The sequence below is a fragment of the Pararhizobium sp. LjRoot235 genome, assembly GCF_964254145.1.
Lineage (GTDB): Bacteria > Pseudomonadota > Alphaproteobacteria > Rhizobiales > Rhizobiaceae > Pararhizobium.
In genome coordinates this window covers 485549-507521 of sequence record NZ_CAXUSP020000001.1, presented here as the reverse complement: position 1 = coordinate 507521, position 21973 = coordinate 485549, and the positions used below count along the sequence as shown (strand labels likewise).

Genomic DNA, 21973 nt, shown 5'->3' with positions numbered 1-21973 from the left:
CGGTCAGGCCCTGATCGCCTCGGGCCGGGACAGGCCGCCGAGCCAGTCGAGATAACGTGCATAGGCGAAATGCAGGCCTATGCCGGCGATGACGAACAGCGAGCCCCAGAGGGGATCGCGCCCCGTGACGAACAGCAGGACCTGGCCCATCATCGCAAGGATCGTACCGAGAATGAAGACCGGCAGCGAATGGCGGCCGATCATCACCAGCGGATGATCGCGGCGCAGCCGCGCCATCCGGCTGAAAACCGGAAAGACCACCAGCAGATAGGCAAGCGCAAGCACATGCAGCAGCCGCGTCAGCGAGAGGAAGGTCTTGTCGAAGCCCGTCAGAACAGCGGGCAGGCCAAAGGAGAAATCGATGTTCCACCAGGAGAACACGACCCAGAAGAACGACAGCGTCACATAACCGGCGGATAGGGCGACGAGCAGTGGGTGGCGGGGCAGCGGCTTGCCGGCGCGGGCGCGCATCATTGAGATCATGCCGATGACGAAGAGGAACTGCCAGGACCATGGATTGAGGAACCAGTAGCCTTCATCGAGGAAATTGATCGGCACGATCGTGAAGACGCCGGCGGCGAGCCAGAGTGCTGCGGATGCTGCAAACAACAGCAAGGGGCTGCGGCCATGGAGCCAGAGCATGCCCGGCAAAAGCAAGAAGACGACGGCGTACATCGACAGGATGTTGTTGTAGCCCAACTGGTGACCCAAGAGAACCATGGCGACGAAGCCCTGTTCCGTATGATCGACCAGCGGGCGGATGTTGATCTCGCTAATCAGGTCCTGCCGGCCGAAATAGAGCGCGCCACCGGCGAAGATCGCCAGCGTGATGATACTGGTCATGATATGCGCGACGTAGAGCGTGAACGCCCGGCGCCAGATCTTCAGGCTGAGCACGAGGCGATTGCCGACATTGAATTTTCGCCCATAGGCAAGCCCGGCCGAGAGCCCCGAGATCAGCACGAAGGCCTCAGCGGAATCGGAGAAGCCGAAGTTCTTCGTCGTCAGATATTCGAGATATTGCCCCGGCACGTGATTGACGAAGATGGTGATGAGGCAAAGTGCGCGAAACACGTCAAGGCGGGTGTCACGCTCGGCAGGGATGGATCGCCTCGCCCCTGTCTGTCCGTCATCGGCAGACGGTTCGAATTGCAGTTTTTGAAGCATTCAGAATGTTCTCGTCCGAGTTCAGTGCCCCTGCCCCCTTGACGCGATATATGGCTGGCAATCGAAACGAAGCCGGCTTTGCAACTTTTGCTGCAAAGCCGGCTTCAATCCGAAGCGCCGGCAGCTACACCAAAACGCCTTCATGCGCGTTTTTTGTGACAGTTTTATTGACGCTGACAATTGGCTCGCCGCTTTCCGCATCTTTCGTCACGGAAATTACATGCGCCTTGCCGTCGATTGTCAGCGTTGCCGAGAAGCCATCCCAGGCTTTCGGCAGGACGGGGCGAACGGTCAGCGTTTCTCCCTGGCGGCGGATTCCGAGAATGCCTTCGACCGCTGCGCGATAAAGCCAGGCTGCCGAGCCGGTATACCAGGTCCAGCCGCCGCGCCCGGTCAGATCGCCGTCGCCATAGATATCGGCGGCAACCACATAGGGTTCGACCCGGTAGCGCTCGGCGCCGTCGCGATCTCTGGAGTGATTGACCGGATTGAGCATTTCGAAAGCGCGCCAGGCATCCTCGGTACGGTTCTGCGCTGCAAGCGCCAGCACCACCCAGGTGGCCGCATGGGTATACTGCCCGCCATTTTCGCGCACACCTGGCGGGTAGGCCTTGATATAGCCTGGATCCTGCGCCGTTTCGGAAAGTGGCGGCGTGAACAGACGGATGATCCGGTGATCGGCATCCGCCAGTTGCGAAAGCACGGCGTCCATGGCCTGCGCCGAGCGAGCCGGATCGCCTTCGCTCGACAGAACGCTCCAGGACTGGGCGATCGAATCGATGCGGCATTCGCTGCCGTTGGCAGAGCCGAGCGGCGTCCCGTCGTCGTAGTAGCCGCGGCGGTAGTATTGACCATCCCAGCCGGCCGTCTCAAGCGCTTGGCGGAGGCTGGCCAGATGCGTCTCCCAGGCGGCAACCCGCTTGGCGTCACCCCGTTCGCGGGCGATCCCGGTGAAGGAGCGCAGGGTGGCCGCAAGGAACCAACCGAGCCAGACGCTGGTGCCGCGTCCTTCGACGCCGACGCGGTTCATGCCGTCGTTCCAGTCGCCACCGAGGATCAACGGCAAGCCGTTTTCGCCCTTGCGGGCAATCGCCAGATCGAGTGCCAGCGCGCAATGCTCGTAAAGAGGGGCACGCCGCTCGGAAACCAGCGGCTGGAAAAAACTGTCGTGCTGGCCGGGTTCAAGGGGCGGGCCCTCGATGAAGGCAATCTGCTCGTCGAGAATGTCTTTGGTGCCGGTCACATTGCAATAATACTGGACCGCATGACCGAGCCAGACGACGTCGTCGGAGATCAGCGTGCGCACGCCTGAGCCGTTGCCCGGCAGCCACCAATGCAGGACATCGCCTTCCGGGAACTGCCGCGCCGCGGCGTTGAGGATCTGGGCCCTCGCAAGGTCCGGGCGGTGCACGATAAAGGCGAGCGTATCCTGCAATTGATCGCGGAAGCCGAAGGCACCGCTTGCCTGATAGAAGGCCGATCGCGCCAGGATGCGGCAACCGAGGCTCTGATAGGGCAGCCAGGCATTGACCATGTTATTGAACGCCTTGTCGGGCGTATCGACCTGGAGAATGCCGGTGAAATCCTGCCAGAAGCTGTTCGATGCCTCGAGAGCGGTCTCGAACCCGGTGCTGCGCGCCGTCTTGAGATGTTCGAGCGCCTGAGCGGCATGGTCGCCGTCACCCATGTAGAAGGTCAGTTCGCGGCTTTCGCCCGGCTCCAGCGCCACATCGAAAACGAGCGCTGCGCAGGGATCACCGTCCGCATCGATAGCACCTGAAAGCGACGAGCCGTCAAGCACCGCCTTCGGCGCATGAATGCTGCCGGCAAGCCCGATGAATTCGCGGCGGCTCGCCGTGAAGCCCACCGATATTTCGCTCGCAGCCAGGAAGGCAGTGCGGCCGGAATAATCGATGCTGTACGGGTTGGTGGCCAGCACCGCGCCGCTTGCCTCGTCAAGATGCGACAGGATGAACGGCGCCGTCTTGCTGCGGTTGTTGCCGAGCACCCATTCGGCATAGCCGTAGACCTTAAGGCTTCGGGCCTCGTCGGAGAGATTTTTCAGGCGCATCCGCCAGTATTTCACCGGAACCTTGCGATGAACGGCTTGGCTGACCTCCATCTCCAGTTCGTCCTGCGCGCTCTTGAAGACCGAATAGCCGAGACCATGCCGGGTTTCGAAGAGCACGGACTTGCGCCGGGACAGGGCGGCATAGGGCGACATCACAGCACCGCTACCCATGTCTCGCACAAAGATCGCTTCGCCGGGGCGGTTGATCACCGGATCGTTGGTCCAGGGTGTCAGCTGGTAGTCGCGCGAATTGCGCGCCCATGTAAAGGCAGCGCCCTCCGCCGCCACATGGAAGCCAAAACTCTCGTTGGAAATGACGTTGATCCACGGCTGCGGCGTCGCTTCGCCGCCGCGCAGTCGCGTCACATATTCACGGCCGTCCTTGGAAAAGCCGCCATAGCCGTTCCAGAAATCGAGCCCGTCACCATTGATCTCGGCTTGTGCCGCGTCACGGTCCGCCGCGGGCGCCGCGAGCAACGGCAGGGCAATCTTTTTCCGCTTGCCGACAGGCGTCGAGAACAGCGCTTCCGCACGGGAAATCTGGTCCGAGATCTTGCCGTTGCGGGCATGGAAGACGGCACGCGACGCGGACAAAAGTGCCGACCAAGTCTGCGGCTCCATGATATCGCGGCGGACCGCGAAAATATGCTGGCGGGCACCGTCGGACAGGCGCAGGCGGAGGTTTTCGCACATCGCATCGAGCGTATGCTGCATGTCCTGCGCGTAGGATGAGGCCCGTTCGTTGATGATGACCAGATCGGCGGTGACGCCGCGCGAGCGCAGATATTCCTGCGCCTTCAAGGCCTCGCGTGCGATGCCGAGGTCGATATCGTCGTTGATGCGCACGGAAAAGATCGGGAAGTCACCCGAAATCGACAGCGGCCACAGGGACGATTGCGGTGCGAGACCCGCCTGGACAGTGGCTATGTCCGCACGCAACTGCATGTCGGGATAGGTGAGATAACGGCCGAGCGTCTGGAAGCTTGCCGCCTCCTGCGAGGTCACGCCGACATGGCGCATCTGCACCTGGCTGCGGGTCCAGGCATGGATCATTTCATGATTGAAGCTGTCCGGATGCCGATAGCGATCGACGGCCTTGTCGATCTGTTCGCGGCCGGGCGCAGCGATGGTCCAGAAGATCACGCTGACCTTCTTGCCCGCCGGCACGCGCACGGTCCGGCGGAGCGAAACGATCGGGTCCAGCGTATAGCCGTCCGTGCCTGAAAGCTTGGCTTCGGCATCGAAGGCCTGCGCTTCGGCGAGCGTCCGGCCTGTTCCGATGAATCGGCGCCTGTCCGTCTCGGCTTCCGTATGGCGGCTGCTGCCGGCATTGTCGACAATCAGGTGAGCTACCTGCATGTCCGGGTCGCCAGGGCTGCGCTTATTGCGCGTGACGCGGATAACGTCGCCCTTCGGATCGATTTCGGTGCGCAGGAACATCTTGGAGAAGAGCGGATGGGCGCCGTCGGTGTCGTCGGTCGTCAGCACCGGCTCGGCATAGGACGTCACCTCGATGAAGCGGTCTTCCGTGCCCCTGTTGAGAAGGATCACCCGGCGGCCTTCGGCATCATGCTCGGTGGCGACGATGCATTCGACTTCGCTGGTGAGTTCGCCGACGGTCTTGACGAATTCGGCCTTGTCGTCGCCGAAGCGGATCATGGCTTTTTCGCCTTCCGCCCGGCGCGGTTCGGCCGTTGCCGACCACCAATTGCCGGTCATGGTATCGCGCAGGAAGATGAAGGTGCCGGACCGGTCTTCGCTCGGGTCGGGATTCCAGCGGGCAACGGTCTGGCCGTTCCAGCGGGAATAGCCGCTGCCGGTCGCCGTCAGCATGACGGAGTAGTGGCCGTTCGACAGGAAGGCTGTCTCACGATCCTTGATCAGCGGGTTGTTGACGATCCGGACCTCCGGACGAAGCAGTTCCTCCTGCCCCTTTCCAAGCGATTCCGGTTCTTTCTTGGTGTTGATGATCGGGATATCGCGCGGCGCCTTTTCCTGAAGCAGCAGTTCGGCCGCCTCGATGACCGGATCGGCATGGAACCACTCGCGCAGGCGTCCGTTGAAAACGACATTGGCGACAGCCGCGATCGACATGCCGTGGTGGTGGGCATAATAGTTGCGCACCACCGCGCAGGTCTTGCCTTCCGGCACGCGGGTCGGCGTGAAGTCGACGGCGTCGTGGAAACCGTAGGCGCCGAGCGCACCGACGCCGCGCAGCCGCTCCAGATTGGCGAGTGCGGCCTTCGGATCGTACATGCTGGCGAGGATCGAGGCATAGGGCGCGATGACGGCATTCTGGCCGAGGCCGCGCTTCAGGCCGAGCGTCGGCACGCCGAAATTGGTGTACTGGTATGTCAGTTCATGGTCGCGGGCATTGAACGCCGCTTCCGAAATGCCCCACGGGGTACCGAGGCGGCGGCCGTGGTTCATCTGCTCCCTGACAATCAGGTTGTTGGTCTGGTTGAGGATACCCCCCTGACGCTCCTGCATGACCAGTGGCGGCATCAGATATTCGAACATCGAGCCCGACCAGGAGACAAGCGCGCCGCGGGCGCCGATCGGTACGATCGGGCGGCCGAGCTTGTACCAGTGTTCCGTCGGCAGGTCCCCCTTGGCGATGGCAAACAGGCTGGTGAGGCGTGCTTCCGAGGCGAGAAGGTCATAGCAGGCTTCGTCGAGTTCGTTGGAATTGACGCGGTAGCCGATGGACAGGAGGCGCCGTTCCGGACGAAAGAGGAAGCTGAAGTCCATCGAGAAGGCGATATCGCGCGCCCGATCGCGCACGACGATCAGTCGCTGGCGCAGCGCCTCGATGGCACCGAGGTCGAAAACGCCGTCGGCAATATGGGATTCGCAGGTGTTGACCAGAATGGTCGCCCATTTCGTCACTTCGCCGCTCTGGGCGCTTCTGACCTCGTGGTCGAGATTGGCGGTGAGCTTCTGGATGTCGCGGGCGAGAACTGCCAGGTTGATGACCCGGATCGAGGCGAACTCATGTTCGCGCTTGACGGTCTGCAGCGCATTGTGGAAGCCGACGATCCGCTCCTCCATCAAACGCCGCAGCGGCCGCACGGTCTTGCGGTCATCTGGCAGTTCGGCCAGCACTTCGGACAGGATCGAGGCAACATCGCCGATACCGTCCAGATTGCCCTGGATATGTGCGGACGGCGCTTCGGCCCATTCGCGGCACATCGAGGAGACGGCAATCAGATGGCCGGCAAGGTTGCCGCTGTCAACGGCCGAAACATACCTCGGTTCCATCGTCTCGAGCGGGTTCGTCGTGTACCAGTTGAACAGATGCCCCCGGAATTTGGGCATACGGTCGATCGTGGAAACCGTCTCCTCCAGGCGCCGGACGGTTTCCTCAAAACCGATCCAGCCGAAATCGCGGGCCGACATGACGGAGAGAAGGTAGACACCGATATTCGTCGGCGAGGTCCGTTCAGCCACGACCGGATGCGGGATTTCCTGGAAATTGTCCGGCGGCAGGAAGTTCTGCTCGGCGGTGACGAACGTCTCGAAATAGAGCCATGTCCGGCGTGCGATCTTGCGCAGTTCCTCGACGACGGTTTCCGGAACGACCAGTTGGTCTTCGGTCTCGGCGGATTGGCTGACGAACCAGGCGATGGCCGGAGACAGCGCCCAGAGCAGGGCAAACGGAATGCCGATGAAGGGAAGGCCGGTATCGGAGACCGCCGCAAGCAGCAGCGAAATCACCGACAGCGCCGGAGCAATCCACATCGAGCGGTAATAGTCCCGGATGGTGCCGCTGGCCGAGCTCTGCACCTGCGCTGCCGTGCGCCATTCGAGCATCAGCTTGCCGCTGACGAAGGTTCGGTAGAGCGAGCGCACGATGGCATCGGCCATCATGGCCGCCGAATGGGCTATGAAGACGATGCGCAACGCGACCTGCGCATTGGCCGCCTGAATTTCGGATAGGACAGCATGCAGATGGGCGCGGGCAACGATATCGTTGCGGCGCGGCATGATGCCTGAAATGAGCGACAGCGTTGGCGCGACGAACAAGCTGAAAATCAGCACGAACTGCCAGACCAGCGCCTGTGTCGGCTCCATATAGTACCAGCCCATGACCGAGGCGATCAACCAGGCGATAGGGATGAGCGAGCGGCGCAGATTGTCGTACATCTTCCAGCGGCCCAGCATGCTGACGCCGTTGGAAAGATTGAACATATACGGCAGGAGCTGCCAGTCGCCGCGCGCCCAGCGATGCTGGCGCGACATCTCGACTTCGTAGCGGATCGGGAAATCCTCCACGAGTTCGACATCGCTCACCAGCGCGCATTTGGCAAGCGAACCTTCCAGCAGGTCATGACTGAGAACCGCGTTCTCCTCGATCTTGCCCTTCAGTGCTGCCTCGAAGGCGTCAATGTGGTAGAGGCCCTTGCCGGTGAACGTGCCTTCGCCGGCAATGTCCTGGTAGACGTCGGAAACGGTGAAGACATAGGGGTCGATTCCGCGATTGACGGAGAAGATGCGCTGGAATGCCGAAGCTTCGTTGCCCGTGGTCAGCGATGGCGTGACGCGCGGCTGCAGGATGCCGTAGCCAGCGGTCACTTTCTGGGAGACCGGATCGACGACCGGGCGGTTGATCGGATGATAGAGCTTGCCGACCAGCTTGGTCACCGCGTCGCGCATCAGGCGCGTGTCGGAATCAAGCGTCATGACGTATTGCACGTTTTCCGGCACGATATTGGCGCCGGCGAGGAAGCTCGTATCGCTGTCGCCGCGCAGAAGCAAGTTCATCTCATGCAGCTTGCCGCGCTTGCGCTCCCAGCCCATCCAGACGCCCTCCGCCTCGTTGTAGAGGCGGCGGCGATGCAGGAGGTAGAAGCGGGTGCGGCCATCATGGGCGTAACGCTCGCTCAAAGTTGCGATTTCGCGCTTGGCATAGTCGAGCACGTCGAGATCGACAGCGTTTTCCTCCTCCTTGCTGTCGGCCCAGTCGCTCAGAAGGGCGAAATAGACCTCGCCCTTCGGATTGGCGAGATAGTGCACTTCGATGTTGCGCACCAACTCATCGACATGATCGCGCTTGGAGATCAGACAGGGGACGACGACGAGGGTCCGTGCGTCTTGCGGGATGCCGTTGAGAAATTCATACCCGACCAGGCGCGATGGCGTCACGCAGAGCGTGATCAGCGTATTGAACAGACCAGCGGCGCCCTCGGAGGCCGGAAGCGCAAACAGCAGCAGCATGATCAGCTTCGCGCCGGTCGGAATATCCATCGGGCTGACGAAGATGTAGACCGCGATCATCGCGAGGATCGTCAGGATGATGTTGGGCCCTGCGATCGCCAGCCAGTCGAGCTTGCGGCTCATGCGGATGATGGTCTGGAGGATGGTCGGACGGTAGCCGATCCTCTTCTCCAAAAGCCGGCGCTGCTTGCCGACGAGGAACCCGCCGACGTTCGGCTCATGCGGGATTTCTACGGGGGCCGCCGCCTGCTCCTTGACCAGGTCCAGCGCAATCTGGGTGACTTCCAGTTCCGCGTAGCCAGAGCGGCGAGCCAGTTTCTCGATGGCATTGCGATACTTGTTGCGCGAACCGAAATCGAGCGAGGAGTAATCCGAGCGTGCACGCAGGGCATCATCAAGCTTGCTGACGCTTTCGAACCAGACGGCCCAGTCGTTGTCGTCGATTTCGCGCAGGCTGCGGATGATGTTGCTCATCGTCGCATTGCCGGACGACAGCCGGTTCTGTTCGGCGACCAGCGCTTCCTCGACATTGCTGCCGCGCTTCTCGAGCTGCTCTTCGAGCCAGGTAATCACGTAACCCGATGTCTGCGATCCGTCGCGCAGGCGGTAGAGAAGCTGCGTCACGAATGTATTGTCGGCGGTCAACGGCTGGGCGTCTGCGAGAACCGACTTGAATTTCTCCGGTTCGCCGAGCCGGACGATCTGATCGGCGACGTCGTTTGCCTTTTTGCGCATGCCACGCGAACGGTCGACGCGGATGGCGATGCGGCGCAGGTTCTCGATCAGCACGAAGCGGACAATGGACGGCAACGCCCAGAGTTCGCCGATCTTGAAGGTCTCGTGATCCTGGAAACCGGCGACCATGGCCGTCAGGCTTTCGCGCGAAACCGTGCTGTGGGTGTGGGCGATGTAGAGCCAGGCAAGCGCCATGGTGCGCGGGATCGTCGCGCCGGCGACGGACAGCGTCGGCAGCTGGCGATAGAACTTGCGCGGAAAATCGCGCCGGACCTCCTGGATAGCCTCTTCAACCAGATAATGATTGTCGAGCAGCCATTCCGCGGCGGGCGTGATCGAGGCGCCAGCTTCGACGTCGGCAGCCGTCACCTTGTAGACGCGGAAAATCTCGTGTTCGTTTTCGCGATGGCGCGGACGGAGCTCGAATGGGAAGAAACCTGGAAGGCTTGCCACGCCATCGCGGGCCAAGGCGGCGCCGCATTCATGAAGCTCATCGATTGTGAAATAGGTCGACCGGATCGAATCGTTATAATCGATCGGCTTGATCTCAGCTTCGCGCAAAGGCGTGGACGGCGTATTTTGAAGGTTCATAGGTACGGGTTCTGGATCCAGGCGGTGTTGAAGGGTCCGGCGTTGGTCGTGGCGCCGGATGGGCTGCGTCCCTGATGTTTGGCTCTGCGCCGTCATGACCTCAAACACTCGTCTGAATTCTGCCATCAGCCGTCAGGTCTCGCGCAAGCGGGAAACCATGGGCTTTGGCACAGCCCGGAAGGGCCTTGAAGGTCGTGAAGGCGGCAGTCGCTTCGCTATCAGGGCTGCGTGATGCAAGAAATGGGCATTTTTTAGCCGTAGTGCCAATGTGTTGCAAGGAGCGGGGCCAATTCTCGGGACGAATTCCGCGCTGCCGCGCTAAAGAAAGGCCGTTGTGGCGGTCGCCTTTGGCAGCAAATGATGTGAAATCCCCTAAAGCTGTCTTTTCGGCACTGTTCATCCAGCCCGCAACGCGCAAGGCGCGGAAAGGTTCCGCATTCCCATTGCGTTGCAGCGACGCCGTGCGCTTAGTTGACCTGCGCCGTGATCCAGGCCCGGAAGGCCTGACTAACCGGGTGCTCAAGCTTTCCTTCCGGCACGACGAGATAATAGCTGTTTTCCGTCTGCATCGGCCTGTCGAAAACCACACGCAAACGATCGCTCGCCAGTTCCTGTTCGATCAGATAGCGCGGCAGGAGCGCAAAGCCCAGGCTGGCCGCCGCCGCCTCGATGACCATCGAAAACTGGTCGAATCGGTTGCCGCGATAGGCGGACTTCATCTCGCCGCCGTTGTTCTCGAACCATTGCGCCCACATCTTCGGGCGGGTGGCGAGATGCAGGAGCGGTTTGTTTTCCAGTTCGCCCGGTTCCTTCATCGGATGTTGTTCACAAAGGGCGGGACTTGCCACGGGAACGATGATCTCGCTGCAGAGATAGCTGCAGGTCGCATGCGCCCAGACCGGCTGGCCATAGTGAATGGCAAGGTCGAAATTCTGCTCTTCAAAGTCAAATGGCTGGGAGCGTGAGGCGATATTGATCACCGTACCCGGATGCTGTTTCAGGAAACCCGGCAGGCGCGGCGTCAGCCAGCGGCTGCCGAAGGTCGGCAGCGAGGCGATGGAGAGCGTCGATTCCGAGCGCGCCGAGGCCATGGCCCGTACCATCAGCTCCTCCGATTGCGCCAGCAGCCTGCGCACCTCCGGCAGAAACTTCTGGCCCGCATCGGAGAGGATCACCCGCTGGCGGACACGCTCGAACAGGAGCACGCCGATCTGGCTTTCGAGGTCCTTGATCTGGCGGCTGACGGCGCTCTGCGTCAGGTTCAGCTCGGCCGCGGCCTGGGTGAAGCTGCCGTGGCGCGCGGCGCATTCGAAGGCCTGCAGCGTGGTGACGTCGGGGATCAGTCTTCTGCTCAACTTCATTCCGGCCTCGCATGATCATAGTCATAACCGTCGCAATCAATGCTCATTCGACCCGTATATGATACGAAATGAGAATGATCGACCCCTATCCGTTCAATACTGCGAGGCGTGCTGCCGTGAAAGAGAATAGTTTCGTATCCACCGACGAGATCCGCTCGGCCTTTTCAGCTGCGATGTCCGCCATGTACCGGACCGAAGTGCCCGCTTACGGCACGCTGATGGAACTCGTGGGGCAGGTGAACGCCGAAACGCTCGCGGCCGACCCCAGTCTGCAAGCCCGGCTTGAGGATACCGATTCGCTGGAGCGCATTTCCGAAGAGCGCCATGGCGCGATCCGCCTCGGCACGCCGGCCGAACTGTCGATGATGCGCCGCGTCTTTGCCGTCATGGGCATGCAGCCGGTTGGCTACTACGATCTTTCTACTGCCGGTGTTCCTGTCCATTCGACCGCCTTCCGCCCGGTTGGCGATACGGCATTGAAGAAAAACCCCTTCCGTGTCTTCACCTCCCTGCTCAGGCTCGACCTCATCACCGACAAGATCTTGCGTGCCGAGGCGGGACAAATCCTGTCGAAGCGTCAGATTTTCACGCCCGGTGCCATCGAGCTTACTGAGAGGGCGGAAAGAGAGGGTGGTCTAGACAAGGCCGATGCCGAGCGTTTCGTTACCGAAGCTCTCGAGACCTTCCGCTGGCACGACAAGGCCAATGTCGATCCTCAGATGTACCAGCGGCTGCACGACGCCCACCGGCTGATTGCCGACGTCGTCTCCTTCAAGGGCCCGCACATCAACCATCTGACGCCGCGCACGCTCGATATCGACGCCGTCCAGACCCGCATGCAGGACCACGGCATTGCCCCGAAGGCGATCGTCGAAGGCCCACCGACCCGCACATGCGCGATCCTGCTGCGCCAGACCTCGTTCAAGGCGCTGGAAGAGCCCGTTTCCTTCCAGGCCGCGGACGGCAGTTGGCATCATGGCTCGCACACCGCCCGCTTCGGCGAGATCGAACAGCGCGGCATCGCGCTGACGCCGAAGGGCCGCGCACTCTACGACGAGCTATTGAACACCTCCCGCAAGATCGTTCGTCCGGCTGCCGATGGTTCGAATGCGGCGGGGTATGAAAAGGCGCTCGCCGAAGCCTTCGTCCCCTTCCCCGATACATGGGCCGGCATCCGCGCCGAAGGTCTCGGCTATTTCGCCTACTCACTGACCGCCAAGGGCCGCAAGGCCAAGGCTGATGCCGCCAGAAGCCTCGACAGCCTGATCGAAGACGACCTCGTGCAGTTCGATCCGATCGTCTACGAGGACTTCCTGCCGGTCAGCGCCGCCGGCATCTTCCAGTCGAACCTCGGCGATGACGCGGCGCAGGAGTTCGTGGCAAGCCCGAACCAGCGGCGCTTCGAGCTCGATCTCGGCGCCAAGGTGCTGAACGAGTTCGACCATTATGCCGGTATCGAGCAGGCATCCATCGCCGATTGCCGCGGGATGCTTTCATCCGCCGAGGCCGCGGAGTAAACCTGGAGCGATGATCGACCACACGCACATCGCGGCACTGACCGGCATTCTCGGGGACAAGGGTCTTGTCACCGAGCCTCGGGACATGGAGGCCTATGAGACCGGCGCGCGCTATGACGAAGGCCGGGCCGCCCTCGTCCTGCGGCCGCAGACGACCGAAGAGGTCTCGGTGGCGGTCGCTTATTGCGTGAAACACGGCATTCCGCTCATTCCGCAATCCGGCAATACCGGCCTTGTTTCCGGCTCGACACCGGATGCGACCGGAGCACAGGCCGTTCTCAGCCTTGACCGGATGACCCAGCGTTTCGAGCTCGATCTCGACAATCGGTCGCTGCGCGTCGGCGCCGGCTTCCGGCTTTCGGACGTCAACCAGAAGCTTGAAAGACACGGCCTGTTCTTTCCGATCGACCTTGGCGCCGACCCGCGCCTGGGCGGTATGCTCGCAACCAACACCGGCGGTTCACGATTCCTGAAATATGGCGACGTGCGCCGCAATACGCTCGGCATCAAGGTGGTGCTGGCGGACGACGACGGCACCATTGTCGATCTGACATCGGAGCTGCGCAAGAACAACACCGGCATCGACTGGAAACAGCTCTTCATCGGCACCTCCGGCTCCTTCGGCATCATCACGGAATGCGTGCTGAACCTCGAACCGATTCCAAAGCAGGTCGCGACCGCCTATCTGGTGCCGGCAAGCGGCGCACAGGTCATGCCGCTGCTGCGCGCGATGGAAGACCGGCTCGGCGCCTATCTCTCCGCGTTCGAGGGTATGTCGAAGAATGCAGTCGCGGCAGCGCTCGACCACGTGCCGTCCCTGAAGAACCCCTTCCAGGGCGGCAACGTTCCGGACTATGTCATTCTCGCCGAAATCTCCCGGACCTGGGAGCCGCGCGAAGGCGAACAGCCGCTCGATGCGGTTCTGGAAACGGTGCTGGCGGAAATCTGGGAAAGCGACGACGCGCCACTTGCCGACGCCTTCGTCGGTCCGGCGCATGAGATGTGGGCGCTGCGCCATGCACTTTCCGAGGGCGTCAAGCACTCCGGAAAGCTGATCGCCTTCGATCTTTCCTTCCGCAGAGGTGATATCATGGCCTTCTGCGACCGTATGAAGGACGAGATGCCGCAAACCTTTCCGGAGGTGACGATCTGCGATTTCGGCCACATCGGCGATGGCGGCGTGCACTTCAATCTCGTCGTGCCGAAGGACAGTGGCTCGGCAACGGACAAGGATTTCGAGCGGCGGCTGCGCGACTGGGTGTTTGCCATCGCCGTTCAGGATTTCAACGGCAGCTTCAGCGCCGAACATGCCATCGGCCGGAAAAACCAAGCCTATTACGACCTTTATACGCAACAGAAGATCAAGGACATGGCCCACGGCCTCAAAGTCATCACCTCGCCGGGAGACCTCGGCACGGTCAGCTTCGGATAGTCCTTCGAGACAAGAAACGGGAGTTTGCTCATCATGAACATTGCAACGAAGACGGTGAACGTCGTCCAGGAAACGGCTGCCCTTCTCGAAAAGCTCGGCGTTGCCAGGGAGCTTTATGCTGGTGGCGACATGGCCTCCTTCTCGCCGGTCACCGGCGAACAGATCGCCAGCCTCAAAACGGTCTCTGCCGCCGAAGCCGCAGCCAAGATCGAAAAGGCCGACGCGGCGTTTCGCACCTGGCGTCTGGTACCGGCACCGAAGCGCGGCGAACTGATCCGCCTGCTCGGCGAAGAGCTGCGCGCCCACAAGGCCGATCTCGGCCGCCTGGTATCGATCGAAGCCGGCAAGATCCCGTCGGAAGGCCTCGGCGAAGTGCAGGAAATGATCGACATCTGCGATTTCGCCGTCGGCCTCTCGCGCCAGCTCTACGGCCTGACGATCGCCACCGAACGCCCCGGCCACCGTATGATGGAAACCTGGCATCCGCTCGGCGTCATCGGCGTCATCTCCGCCTTCAATTTCCCGGTCGCAGTCTGGGCTTGGAATTCGGCGCTCGCGCTCGTCTGCGGCAATGCTGTCGTCTGGAAGCCATCGGAAAAGACGCCGCTCACCGCTCTTGCATCGCAGGCTATCCTTGAGCGCGCCATTGCCCGCTTCGGCGATGCCCCGGAAGGCCTGACCCAGGTGCTGATCGGCGATCGCGCCATCGGCGAAGTCCTCGTCGATCATCCGAAGGTGCCGCTCGTATCGGCGACCGGCTCCACCCGCATGGGCCGCGATGTCGGTCCGCGTCTGGCCAAGCGCTTTGCCCGCGCCATCCTCGAACTCGGCGGCAATAATGGCGGCATCGTCTGCCCGTCGGCCGATCTCGACATGGCGCTACGCGCCATCGCCTTCGGTGCCATGGGCACGGCCGGCCAGCGCTGCACGACGTTGCGCCGTCTCTTCGTGCATGAAAGCGTCTATGATCAGCTCGTTCCGCGCTTGAAAAAGGCCTATTCGAGCGTCTCCGTCGGCAATCCGCTGGAATCGACCGCGCTTGTCGGCCCGCTGGTCGACAAGCCGGCCTTCGACAACATGCAGAAGGCGCTTGCCGAAGCCAAGGCCCATGGCGGCTCGGTCACCGGCGGCGAGCGTGTCGACCTCGGCCATGCCAACAGCTACTACGTCAAGCCCGCTTTGGTCGAAATGCCGAAGCAGGCAGGGCCGGTTCTCGACGAGACTTTTGCGCCGATCCTCTACGTCATGAAGTACAGCGATTTCGATGCCGCCGTTGCCGACCACAATGCCGTCGCAGCCGGCCTGTCCTCGTCGATCTTCACGCTCGACCTGCAGGAAGCAGAGCGCTTCCTGTCGCCTGACGGTTCCGACTGCGGCATCGCCAACGTCAACATCGGCACGTCTGGCGCTGAGATCGGCGGCGCGTTCGGCGGCGAGAAGGAAACCGGCGGCGGCCGTGAATCCGGCTCGGATGCATGGAGGGCCTACATGCGCCGCGCCACCAACACGATTAACTATTCGAAGGCCCTGCCGCTGGCACAGGGCGTCTCGTTCGATATCGAATAATTGGCGACATCGATAATATCGGCGACATCGAACAGGATCGGCATCATGACCATCAACACCAAGGTTGAGGAGGCGGGCTTTTCGCCCGCCTCGCGGATTTCCGCGATCGGCGTTTCGGAAATCCTGAAGATCGGCGCCCGCGCGCAAGCCATGAAGCGCGACGGCAAGCCGGTGATCATTCTCGGCGCCGGCGAGCCGGATTTCGACACGCCGGACCACATCAAGCGAGCTGCAACCGCCGCCATGCTCAGGGGCGAAACCAAATATACGGCGCTCGACGGAACGCCGGAACTGAAGGCCGCGATCCGCAAGAAATTCGCACGGGAAAACGAACTGTCCTACGAACAGGACGAAATCACCGTCGCGACCGGCGCCAAGCAGGTTCTCTTCAACGCCATGATGGCGACGCTCGATCCGGGCGACGAGGTAATCATCCCGACACCGTACTGGACCTCCTATTCGGACATCGTCGAAATCGCCGAGGGCAAGCCGGTCCTGATCGCCTGCGATGCCAAAGCCGGATTCCGGCTGCAGGCGGAGCAGCTAGAAGCGGCGATCACGCCGAGGACGCGATGGGTGATGCTGAACTCGCCATCCAACCCCTCGGGCGCGGCCTATAGCGCCGACGACTACCGGCCGCTGCTGGACGTGCTCCTGAAACATCCACATGTCTGGCTGCTGGTCGACGACATGTACGAACACATCGTCTACGATGAATTCCGCTTCGTCACGCCGGCAGCCTTGGAACCGCGGCTGAAGAACCGCACCCTGACGGTCAACGGCGTCTCCAAGGCCTATGCCATGACCGGCTGGCGCATCGGCTATGCCGGCGGTCCGCGCGCGCTGATCAAGGCCATGGCCGTCGTCCAGAGCCAGTCGACCTCCTGTCCGTCCTCGATCAGCCAGGCGGCCGCGGTCGAAGCCCTCACCGGCCCTCAGGATTTCCTGAAGGAGCGAACCGAAAGCTTCAAGCGCCGCCGCGATCTGGTCGTCGCCGCGCTCAACGCCATTGACGGCCTCGACTGCCGCGTGCCGGAAGGCGCCTTCTACACCTTCTCGGGCTGCAGCGGCGTGCTCGGCAAGACGACGCCCGGCGGCCAGCGGATCGAGACGGATAGGGACTTCTGCGCCTATCTGCTCGAAGGCGCCCATGTCGCCGTCGTGCCCGGTTCCGCCTTTGGCCTCTCGCCCTTCTTCCGCATCTCCTACGCCACCTCGGAAGCGGAACTGCGCGAAGCGCTGGCGCGGATCGCAAAGGCCTGCGCCGACTTGCACTGAATTCCCCGTCACGGCCGCGGCATCATCCCCGGCCATGAATAGCCTTTCGCGCCACGCCGCGGGAACTTCGAAAGGATTTTGCGCTGCAGGAAATTGCTGCTATCCGGTAGGCCGCAGCGAGGCGCGCGACGCGCCGCGACCGGATACAGACAGGGGCAGCCGGAGCATGTTCTCCCGTTTACGGCAAACGACGGATATCGTTGAAAAACTCAGGAAGACGTCGTTCGAGCCCGCGCATCCCGCCTATTATACGGGCAAGCCCGGGCGGCCGCTGAACCTCATCCTCAAGGCCCGCCATGACTTCCTGTCGATCTGGCGCAAAAGCGACTATACCGACAGCGTTACCCAGATGAAAATCTTCGGACGCCAGATCGTGGTCGTCAATTCGCCGGATGCGATCCGCTACGTCGTCGCCAAGCGCCACGAGAATTTCGAGCGCAAGACGCCGCAGATGCGCCGCGCACTGGAATTCCTGCTCGGCGACGGCCTGTTCATTTCCGACGGCGAAATCTGGAAACAGCGCCGCCCGCTGGTCAACGACATCGTCCACAAGAACCGCGTGCCGGCTTTCGGCAAGATCATGGAGAACACGACGAGCGAGCTTGTCCAGCGCTGGGAGAGCCTGCCGGACGGCGCGCCCGTCAACGCGCTGTTCGAGATGGCCGGGCTGACGGCCGAGATCATTTCGCGTTCCGTCTTCGGCAACGATCTCGGCGAAGAGGCGGCCAACGCCGTCAGCGAAGGATTCGAGAGTTATCAATCGCTGATCGATTCCGTCAACATCGGCTATTTCCTCGGCTTCGACGATGGCCTGCCGGTACTGCGCACGCCGAAACTGCGCCGCTCCGTTTCGCGCATCCACCAGATCATCGACAAGGTGGTCGAGGACCATCTGGCCGGGCGCGGCGACGACAATTCGATGGTCGAACTTCTGGTGCGCCGGCAAAAACGCAATCCCGAGCTGAAGCTCGACGTAGTGGCGCTGCGCAATGAGGCAGCGACGATCTTCATGGCCGGCCACGAGACAACGGCGGCGACGCTGACCTGGGCCTGGTACCTGCTGTCACGGGCCGGGTGGGTGGAAAAATCCCTGCATGAGGAGATCGCCCGCGTCTGCGGCAACCGCGTGCCGACATTGGACGACATTCCGCAGCTGGAGTGGTGCAAGGCCGTGATCGAGGAAACGCTGAGGCTCTATCCGCCCGTCCCGATCCTCGCCCGTCAGGCGAACGAAGCCGACCGGATCGGCGATTTCGACGTCAAGCCGGCCTCGCTGATCCTGATCGTACCGTGGCTGCTGCACCGCACCGAAGCCTTCTTCAAAGACGCGCATCTGTTCAAGCCGGAGCGTTTCATGAGCGGCCAGCGGCCCATACCCTATAGCTACATTCCCTTTGCCAGCGGTCCGCGCGTCTGCCCGGGGCTGCAATTCGGTCTCACGGAGGCGATCCTCTGCCTGGCGATCCTTGCTCAGCGCTTCAGGGTGCGCGTCGCGCACGATGCCAAGGTCGAGCCGCAATGCCGCCTTACACTGAGGCCGCGCGGCGGCCTGCCGGTGACGCTGCACCGGCGCTGAGACCAAGTGCATGAAGGAAAATTCGACGAACAGACCAGCGACTAAGACCGCAGCTCACGATAGCCGGGCGACACCCGGTCTCAAGGCGCTCTGGGGTGGGCGCACGGAACGCAAGGCCTTCCTGCAATACTGGGTAATCGACGCTTTCCAGAACGGCGTCGATCTGACCCTGTTTTACGGCATGAAGCTGCTGACCGCCGACATGTGCTCGGCGCTCGGCGCTCGCCTCGGGCTATTTGCGATGCCGCGCTGGCACAAAGGTGCGATCAAAAAAGCGCGCTCCAATCTGGCCCGGCTTCTGCCCGATATGCCCGAGGGCGAGCGCGAGGCGCTGATAATGCGGAACTGGGCGAATCAGGGGCGATTGATGACCGAGTTTTCCGTCGTCATGCGCATGGCTGCCGATCGCCGCCGCGTTGAACGCATCGGGACACAACATCTGATCGATGCCGCCGGTAGAGGACCGGTAATCCTGGTCGGCCTCCATCTTGGAAACTGGGAACTCATCACCTCGATCGTCACCAGTCTCGGGATTATACCGGGCATCAGCTACGAACCTCCTCGCGGACGCGCACGTCGCTGGATTGCCGGCCGCGTACGGCTTCAGGCGGGCAGCGACCTTCTGCCCCCCGGCCGGAGCGGCGCCCGTCCCATGCTGAAACGGCTTCGTGACGGCGGCGTCGTCAGCATCTTCTGCGACGAGGGGTTCAAGGGGAAAATTCGCGGGCCGTTTCTCGGGCGTACACCGCATCTCGACGGCAATCTGGCGCTTGTCGCCCGCCTTGCCCGACACACGCATGCAAGCATATGCCCTGTCTATACCATCCGCAGCAACGACAGCGCACGGTTTCAATTCCACGCACTGCCGCCCATAAAGCTACCAGGGGGCAATGCCTCCGACGCGCAGATAATAGCGGACGTTCTGCTGCTCAACTCGGTCATCGAGCCCATCGTCCGCGCCCATCTCGACCAGTGGTATTTCCTCGATAATGCTCTTTGACGTCTAACCGGCGGGCAGCACGGTTCCCTGTAGCTCGGCAACGAGGGCGACAAGGCGGGATCCGGCGATATCGAGCGGCCCACTGTTGTCGATCGTCGTAACATCGGCGTCGTCGAGGATATCCGGTGTCTGCCGCTGCAGACGTTTCAGGATGTCTGCTTCGCTCTCCCGCCCGCGAGCAACGAGGCGCTGAGCAAGCGCTTCCGGCGACGCGGTGATATTGACGACCACGACCTTCGGGAAAACCTGACGGAACCGGGCGAGTGCACCGCGGCTGCCATTGGCGATGACGATGCGCCCGCCCCGCACGCGGTCGAGCGCCTCCCGTGGAATGCCGTATTGCAGCCCGTGCGCCTGCCAGGCAACGGCGAAATCGCCCGCTGCCAGCCGGGCGTCGAAGTCGCTGTCGGAAACGCTCTCGTGATCCTCGCCGCCGGCATCCGAAGGACGCGTGATCACCCGGCGAACGAAATCGATCTCGGCGTGGCCGACGGAGTGCTGTGCGACAAAACCGATGACACTGTCCTTGCCGGCACCGCTTGGGCCTACCACGACGATCATCGCCCCGGCCCGGTTGGTTGGAAAGCCGTCCATCAGGCGACCCGCCGGCCTTCGCGCCAGACGGACCGGACAACCGGGATACCCTCCTGGCGCTGGACCCGGACGATATCGGCGCGCAGGCCGGTGGCGATGCGGCCGCGATCGTCAAGGCCAACCGTGCGGGCTGGCGTCGCGGTCACCATGGCGAGCGCCTGCGGCAGGCTGATGCTTTCGACCTCGTCCGAGAGCACGAAGGGCGCGTGGATGAGGCTGAACGGCACGTAGTCCGACGACAAGACGTCGAGCACACCGCGCCGGGCGAGATCGCGCGCCGCGATATTGCCCGAGTGCGACTTGCCGCGCACGATGTTCGGTGCCCCCATCAATACGCTGAGGCCAGCCGCGTGCGAGGCCTCCGCCGCTTCGAAGCTTGTCGGAAATTCCGCAAGACGGATACCGAACCCGACCGATTCCTCCACATGGGCGATGGTCGCGTCGTCGTGGCTGGCAATCGTGATGCCACGCTCGGCGCAGGCCCTGGCGATCTCGGTGCGATGTGGCGCGGCGTATCTGGCGGAAAGCGCCTGCTGGCGGGCACAGAATTCGGCGAAGGCCTCGTCCGTCATGCCGCGCTTGTTCTTGTAGTAGAGCGTGTACTGATCCATCGTCTGGAACTGGCGCTGGCCCGGCGCATGGTCCATCAGCGAAACGAGGCCGACCTGCGGATCGTTCTCGAACTCCTGGAAATGGGCAAGCACGTTGTCGGTCGAGACCTCGCAGCGCAGGTGGATGCGGTGCTCGGCGCGTAGGCGATTTTCACGGGCGGCTTGCGCCAGCGCGTCGGCCATGTCGCGCATCTCGCCCTGCTCGAAGCCGCCATCCTCGTCGGAGCCCATGCGCAGGCAGTCGAAAACCGTGGTGATGCCCGACGTGACGACCTGCGCGTCATGCGCCTGGATCGCCGCCATCTTCAGCCAGCGAACGCCAGGGCGCGGCGAGTAATGCGCTTCCAGATGATCGGTGTGCAATTCGACCAGACCGGGGATCAGGTAATCGCCTTCGAAATCCTCGCCCATGCGGCCGGCGCCTTCGGAGATATCGGCGATCTCGCCGTCGCGGATCAGCACCGAGCCGGTGAGTATCTGGTCCTCGAGGACGATGCGGGCATTGGAGAGAACGGTTTCAGCGGTCATGTCATGCCATCTTTCGTTTGGACGTGCCGCCAAGCGGCAAAAGCGAGTGAACGGTGAAAGGCGCGCCGCGCGCATGTTCGGTAAACAGCGCCAGCGAGGTGACGGCGAGCGGCTTGCCGATGAACTCCGCGAAGATCTGCTCCAGCAGGGCTTTCATCGCGGCCTGCCGCTCCGCCGGCACAGGGCCGGTCAACGTCATGTGGAACTGCAAGCTCTCGAACACATAAGGGTAACCCCAGGAGAGCAGATTGCCGCGGTGGACGTCGCTCAGCGAATCCGGCCTGCGACGCGAAAAATCCGCAGCCGCGAGTGGCGCCCGGAAGGGCTCAAAACGCCGCACTGTCTCGTCGGCAAGCGCCTGCAGTTCCGGACAATCCGCCGCCGGCACCAAAGCGAAAAACGGTCCGAGCTGCGTGAGCGCGATTTCCGGTATCTCGAAGGAGGCACATTCCTCGGCAAAACCATCGAAGGCGGCGAGCAGTTGCACTTCGTTTTTCGCCGCAGCAAGCGGGAACGGCGCCTTCAGCGTGCCGTGAAAACCGTAACGGCGCGGATCGGCGGTCAGGGCCCTCAGTTCGGCGGCATCGAAATCGCCGATGGCTTCAAGTCGTGTGGTTTCGCCGGTGAACGGATTGCCGCCCAGCCAGTTCGCCGCTGCAATCGTCAGCGGGTGGTCCTCATCGGGTGTCAAGTAGAATGCGTAGCGCACGGTCCATTCCCTATCGAGGA

At 62.4% G+C, this 21973-nt stretch carries 12 protein-coding genes; 6 read left to right on the top strand and 6 right to left on the bottom strand.

Annotation, left to right across the window (positions count from 1 at the left end; genetic code table 11):
* Positions 1 to 3: 3 nt before the first annotated feature.
* The 3 genes from ACSQ2Z_RS02375 to ACSQ2Z_RS02365 all read right to left on the bottom strand — a co-directional run bounded on the left by ACSQ2Z_RS02375 (position 4) and on the right by ACSQ2Z_RS02365 (position 11142).
* A complete protein-coding gene (locus tag ACSQ2Z_RS02375; RefSeq protein WP_436079738.1) occupies positions 4 to 1167 on the bottom strand; it encodes an OpgC family protein in 1164 nt (387 codons plus the stop codon).
* Between the two features lie 124 nt (positions 1168 to 1291).
* A complete protein-coding gene (locus ACSQ2Z_RS02370; protein WP_436079737.1) occupies positions 1292 to 9781 on the bottom strand; it encodes a GH36-type glycosyl hydrolase domain-containing protein in 8490 nt (2829 codons plus the stop codon).
* Between the two features lie 467 nt (positions 9782 to 10248).
* A complete protein-coding gene (locus ACSQ2Z_RS02365; protein WP_436079736.1) occupies positions 10249 to 11142 on the bottom strand; it encodes a LysR family transcriptional regulator in 894 nt (297 codons plus the stop codon).
* 116 nt (positions 11143 to 11258) lie between these two features.
* Between ACSQ2Z_RS02365 and hglS the strand changes: the two genes are divergently transcribed.
* The 6 genes from hglS to ACSQ2Z_RS02335 all read left to right on the top strand — a co-directional run bounded on the left by hglS (position 11259) and on the right by ACSQ2Z_RS02335 (position 19511).
* Positions 11259 to 12659 carry a 2-oxoadipate dioxygenase/decarboxylase HglS gene (gene hglS / locus ACSQ2Z_RS02360; protein WP_436082947.1) on the top strand — a complete coding sequence of 467 codons (1401 nt, stop codon included), beginning with the start codon at positions 11259 to 11261 and terminating at the stop codon, positions 12657 to 12659.
* A 10-nt stretch (positions 12660 to 12669) separates the two neighbouring features.
* A complete protein-coding gene (locus ACSQ2Z_RS02355; RefSeq protein ID WP_436079735.1) occupies positions 12670 to 14091 on the top strand; it encodes an FAD-binding oxidoreductase in 1422 nt (473 codons plus the stop codon).
* Positions 14092 to 14124: 33 nt separating this feature from the next.
* Positions 14125 to 15657 carry an L-piperidine-6-carboxylate dehydrogenase gene (gene amaB / locus ACSQ2Z_RS02350; protein ID WP_436079734.1) on the top strand — a complete coding sequence of 511 codons (1533 nt, stop codon included), beginning with the start codon at positions 14125 to 14127 and terminating at the stop codon, positions 15655 to 15657.
* A 45-nt stretch (positions 15658 to 15702) separates the two neighbouring features.
* Entirely contained in the window at positions 15703 to 16935 is a 1233-nt protein-coding gene (locus ACSQ2Z_RS02345) for a pyridoxal phosphate-dependent aminotransferase (protein ID WP_436079733.1), read from the top strand.
* A gap of 166 nt (positions 16936 to 17101) precedes the next feature.
* Positions 17102 to 18511, top strand: coding sequence for a cytochrome P450 (locus ACSQ2Z_RS02340; protein WP_436079732.1), 1410 nt, complete (start codon positions 17102 to 17104; stop codon positions 18509 to 18511).
* Between the two features lie 10 nt (positions 18512 to 18521).
* Positions 18522 to 19511 (top strand): lysophospholipid acyltransferase family protein, encoded by a 990-nt coding sequence (locus ACSQ2Z_RS02335; RefSeq protein WP_436079731.1) that lies wholly within the window; start codon positions 18522 to 18524, stop codon positions 19509 to 19511.
* Positions 19512 to 19514: 3 nt separating this feature from the next.
* On the opposite strand, the gene phnN is transcribed toward ACSQ2Z_RS02335, so the two are convergent.
* The 3 genes from phnN to ACSQ2Z_RS02320 are packed head-to-tail and all read right to left on the bottom strand — an operon-like array spanning position 19515 to position 21953.
* Entirely contained in the window at positions 19515 to 20105 is a 591-nt protein-coding gene (gene phnN / locus ACSQ2Z_RS02330; RefSeq protein ID WP_436079730.1) for a phosphonate metabolism protein/1,5-bisphosphokinase (PRPP-forming) PhnN, read from the bottom strand.
* Complete coding sequence (locus ACSQ2Z_RS02325) at positions 20105 to 21244, bottom strand: alpha-D-ribose 1-methylphosphonate 5-triphosphate diphosphatase (RefSeq protein WP_436079729.1); 1140 nt, start codon at positions 21242 to 21244, stop codon at positions 20105 to 20107. The genes phnN and ACSQ2Z_RS02325 overlap by 1 nt, the downstream gene beginning before the upstream one ends.
* 1 nt (position 21245) lies before the next feature.
* Entirely contained in the window at positions 21246 to 21953 is a 708-nt protein-coding gene (locus ACSQ2Z_RS02320; protein WP_436079728.1) for a DUF1045 domain-containing protein, read from the bottom strand.
* Positions 21954 to 21973 lie beyond the last annotated feature (20 nt).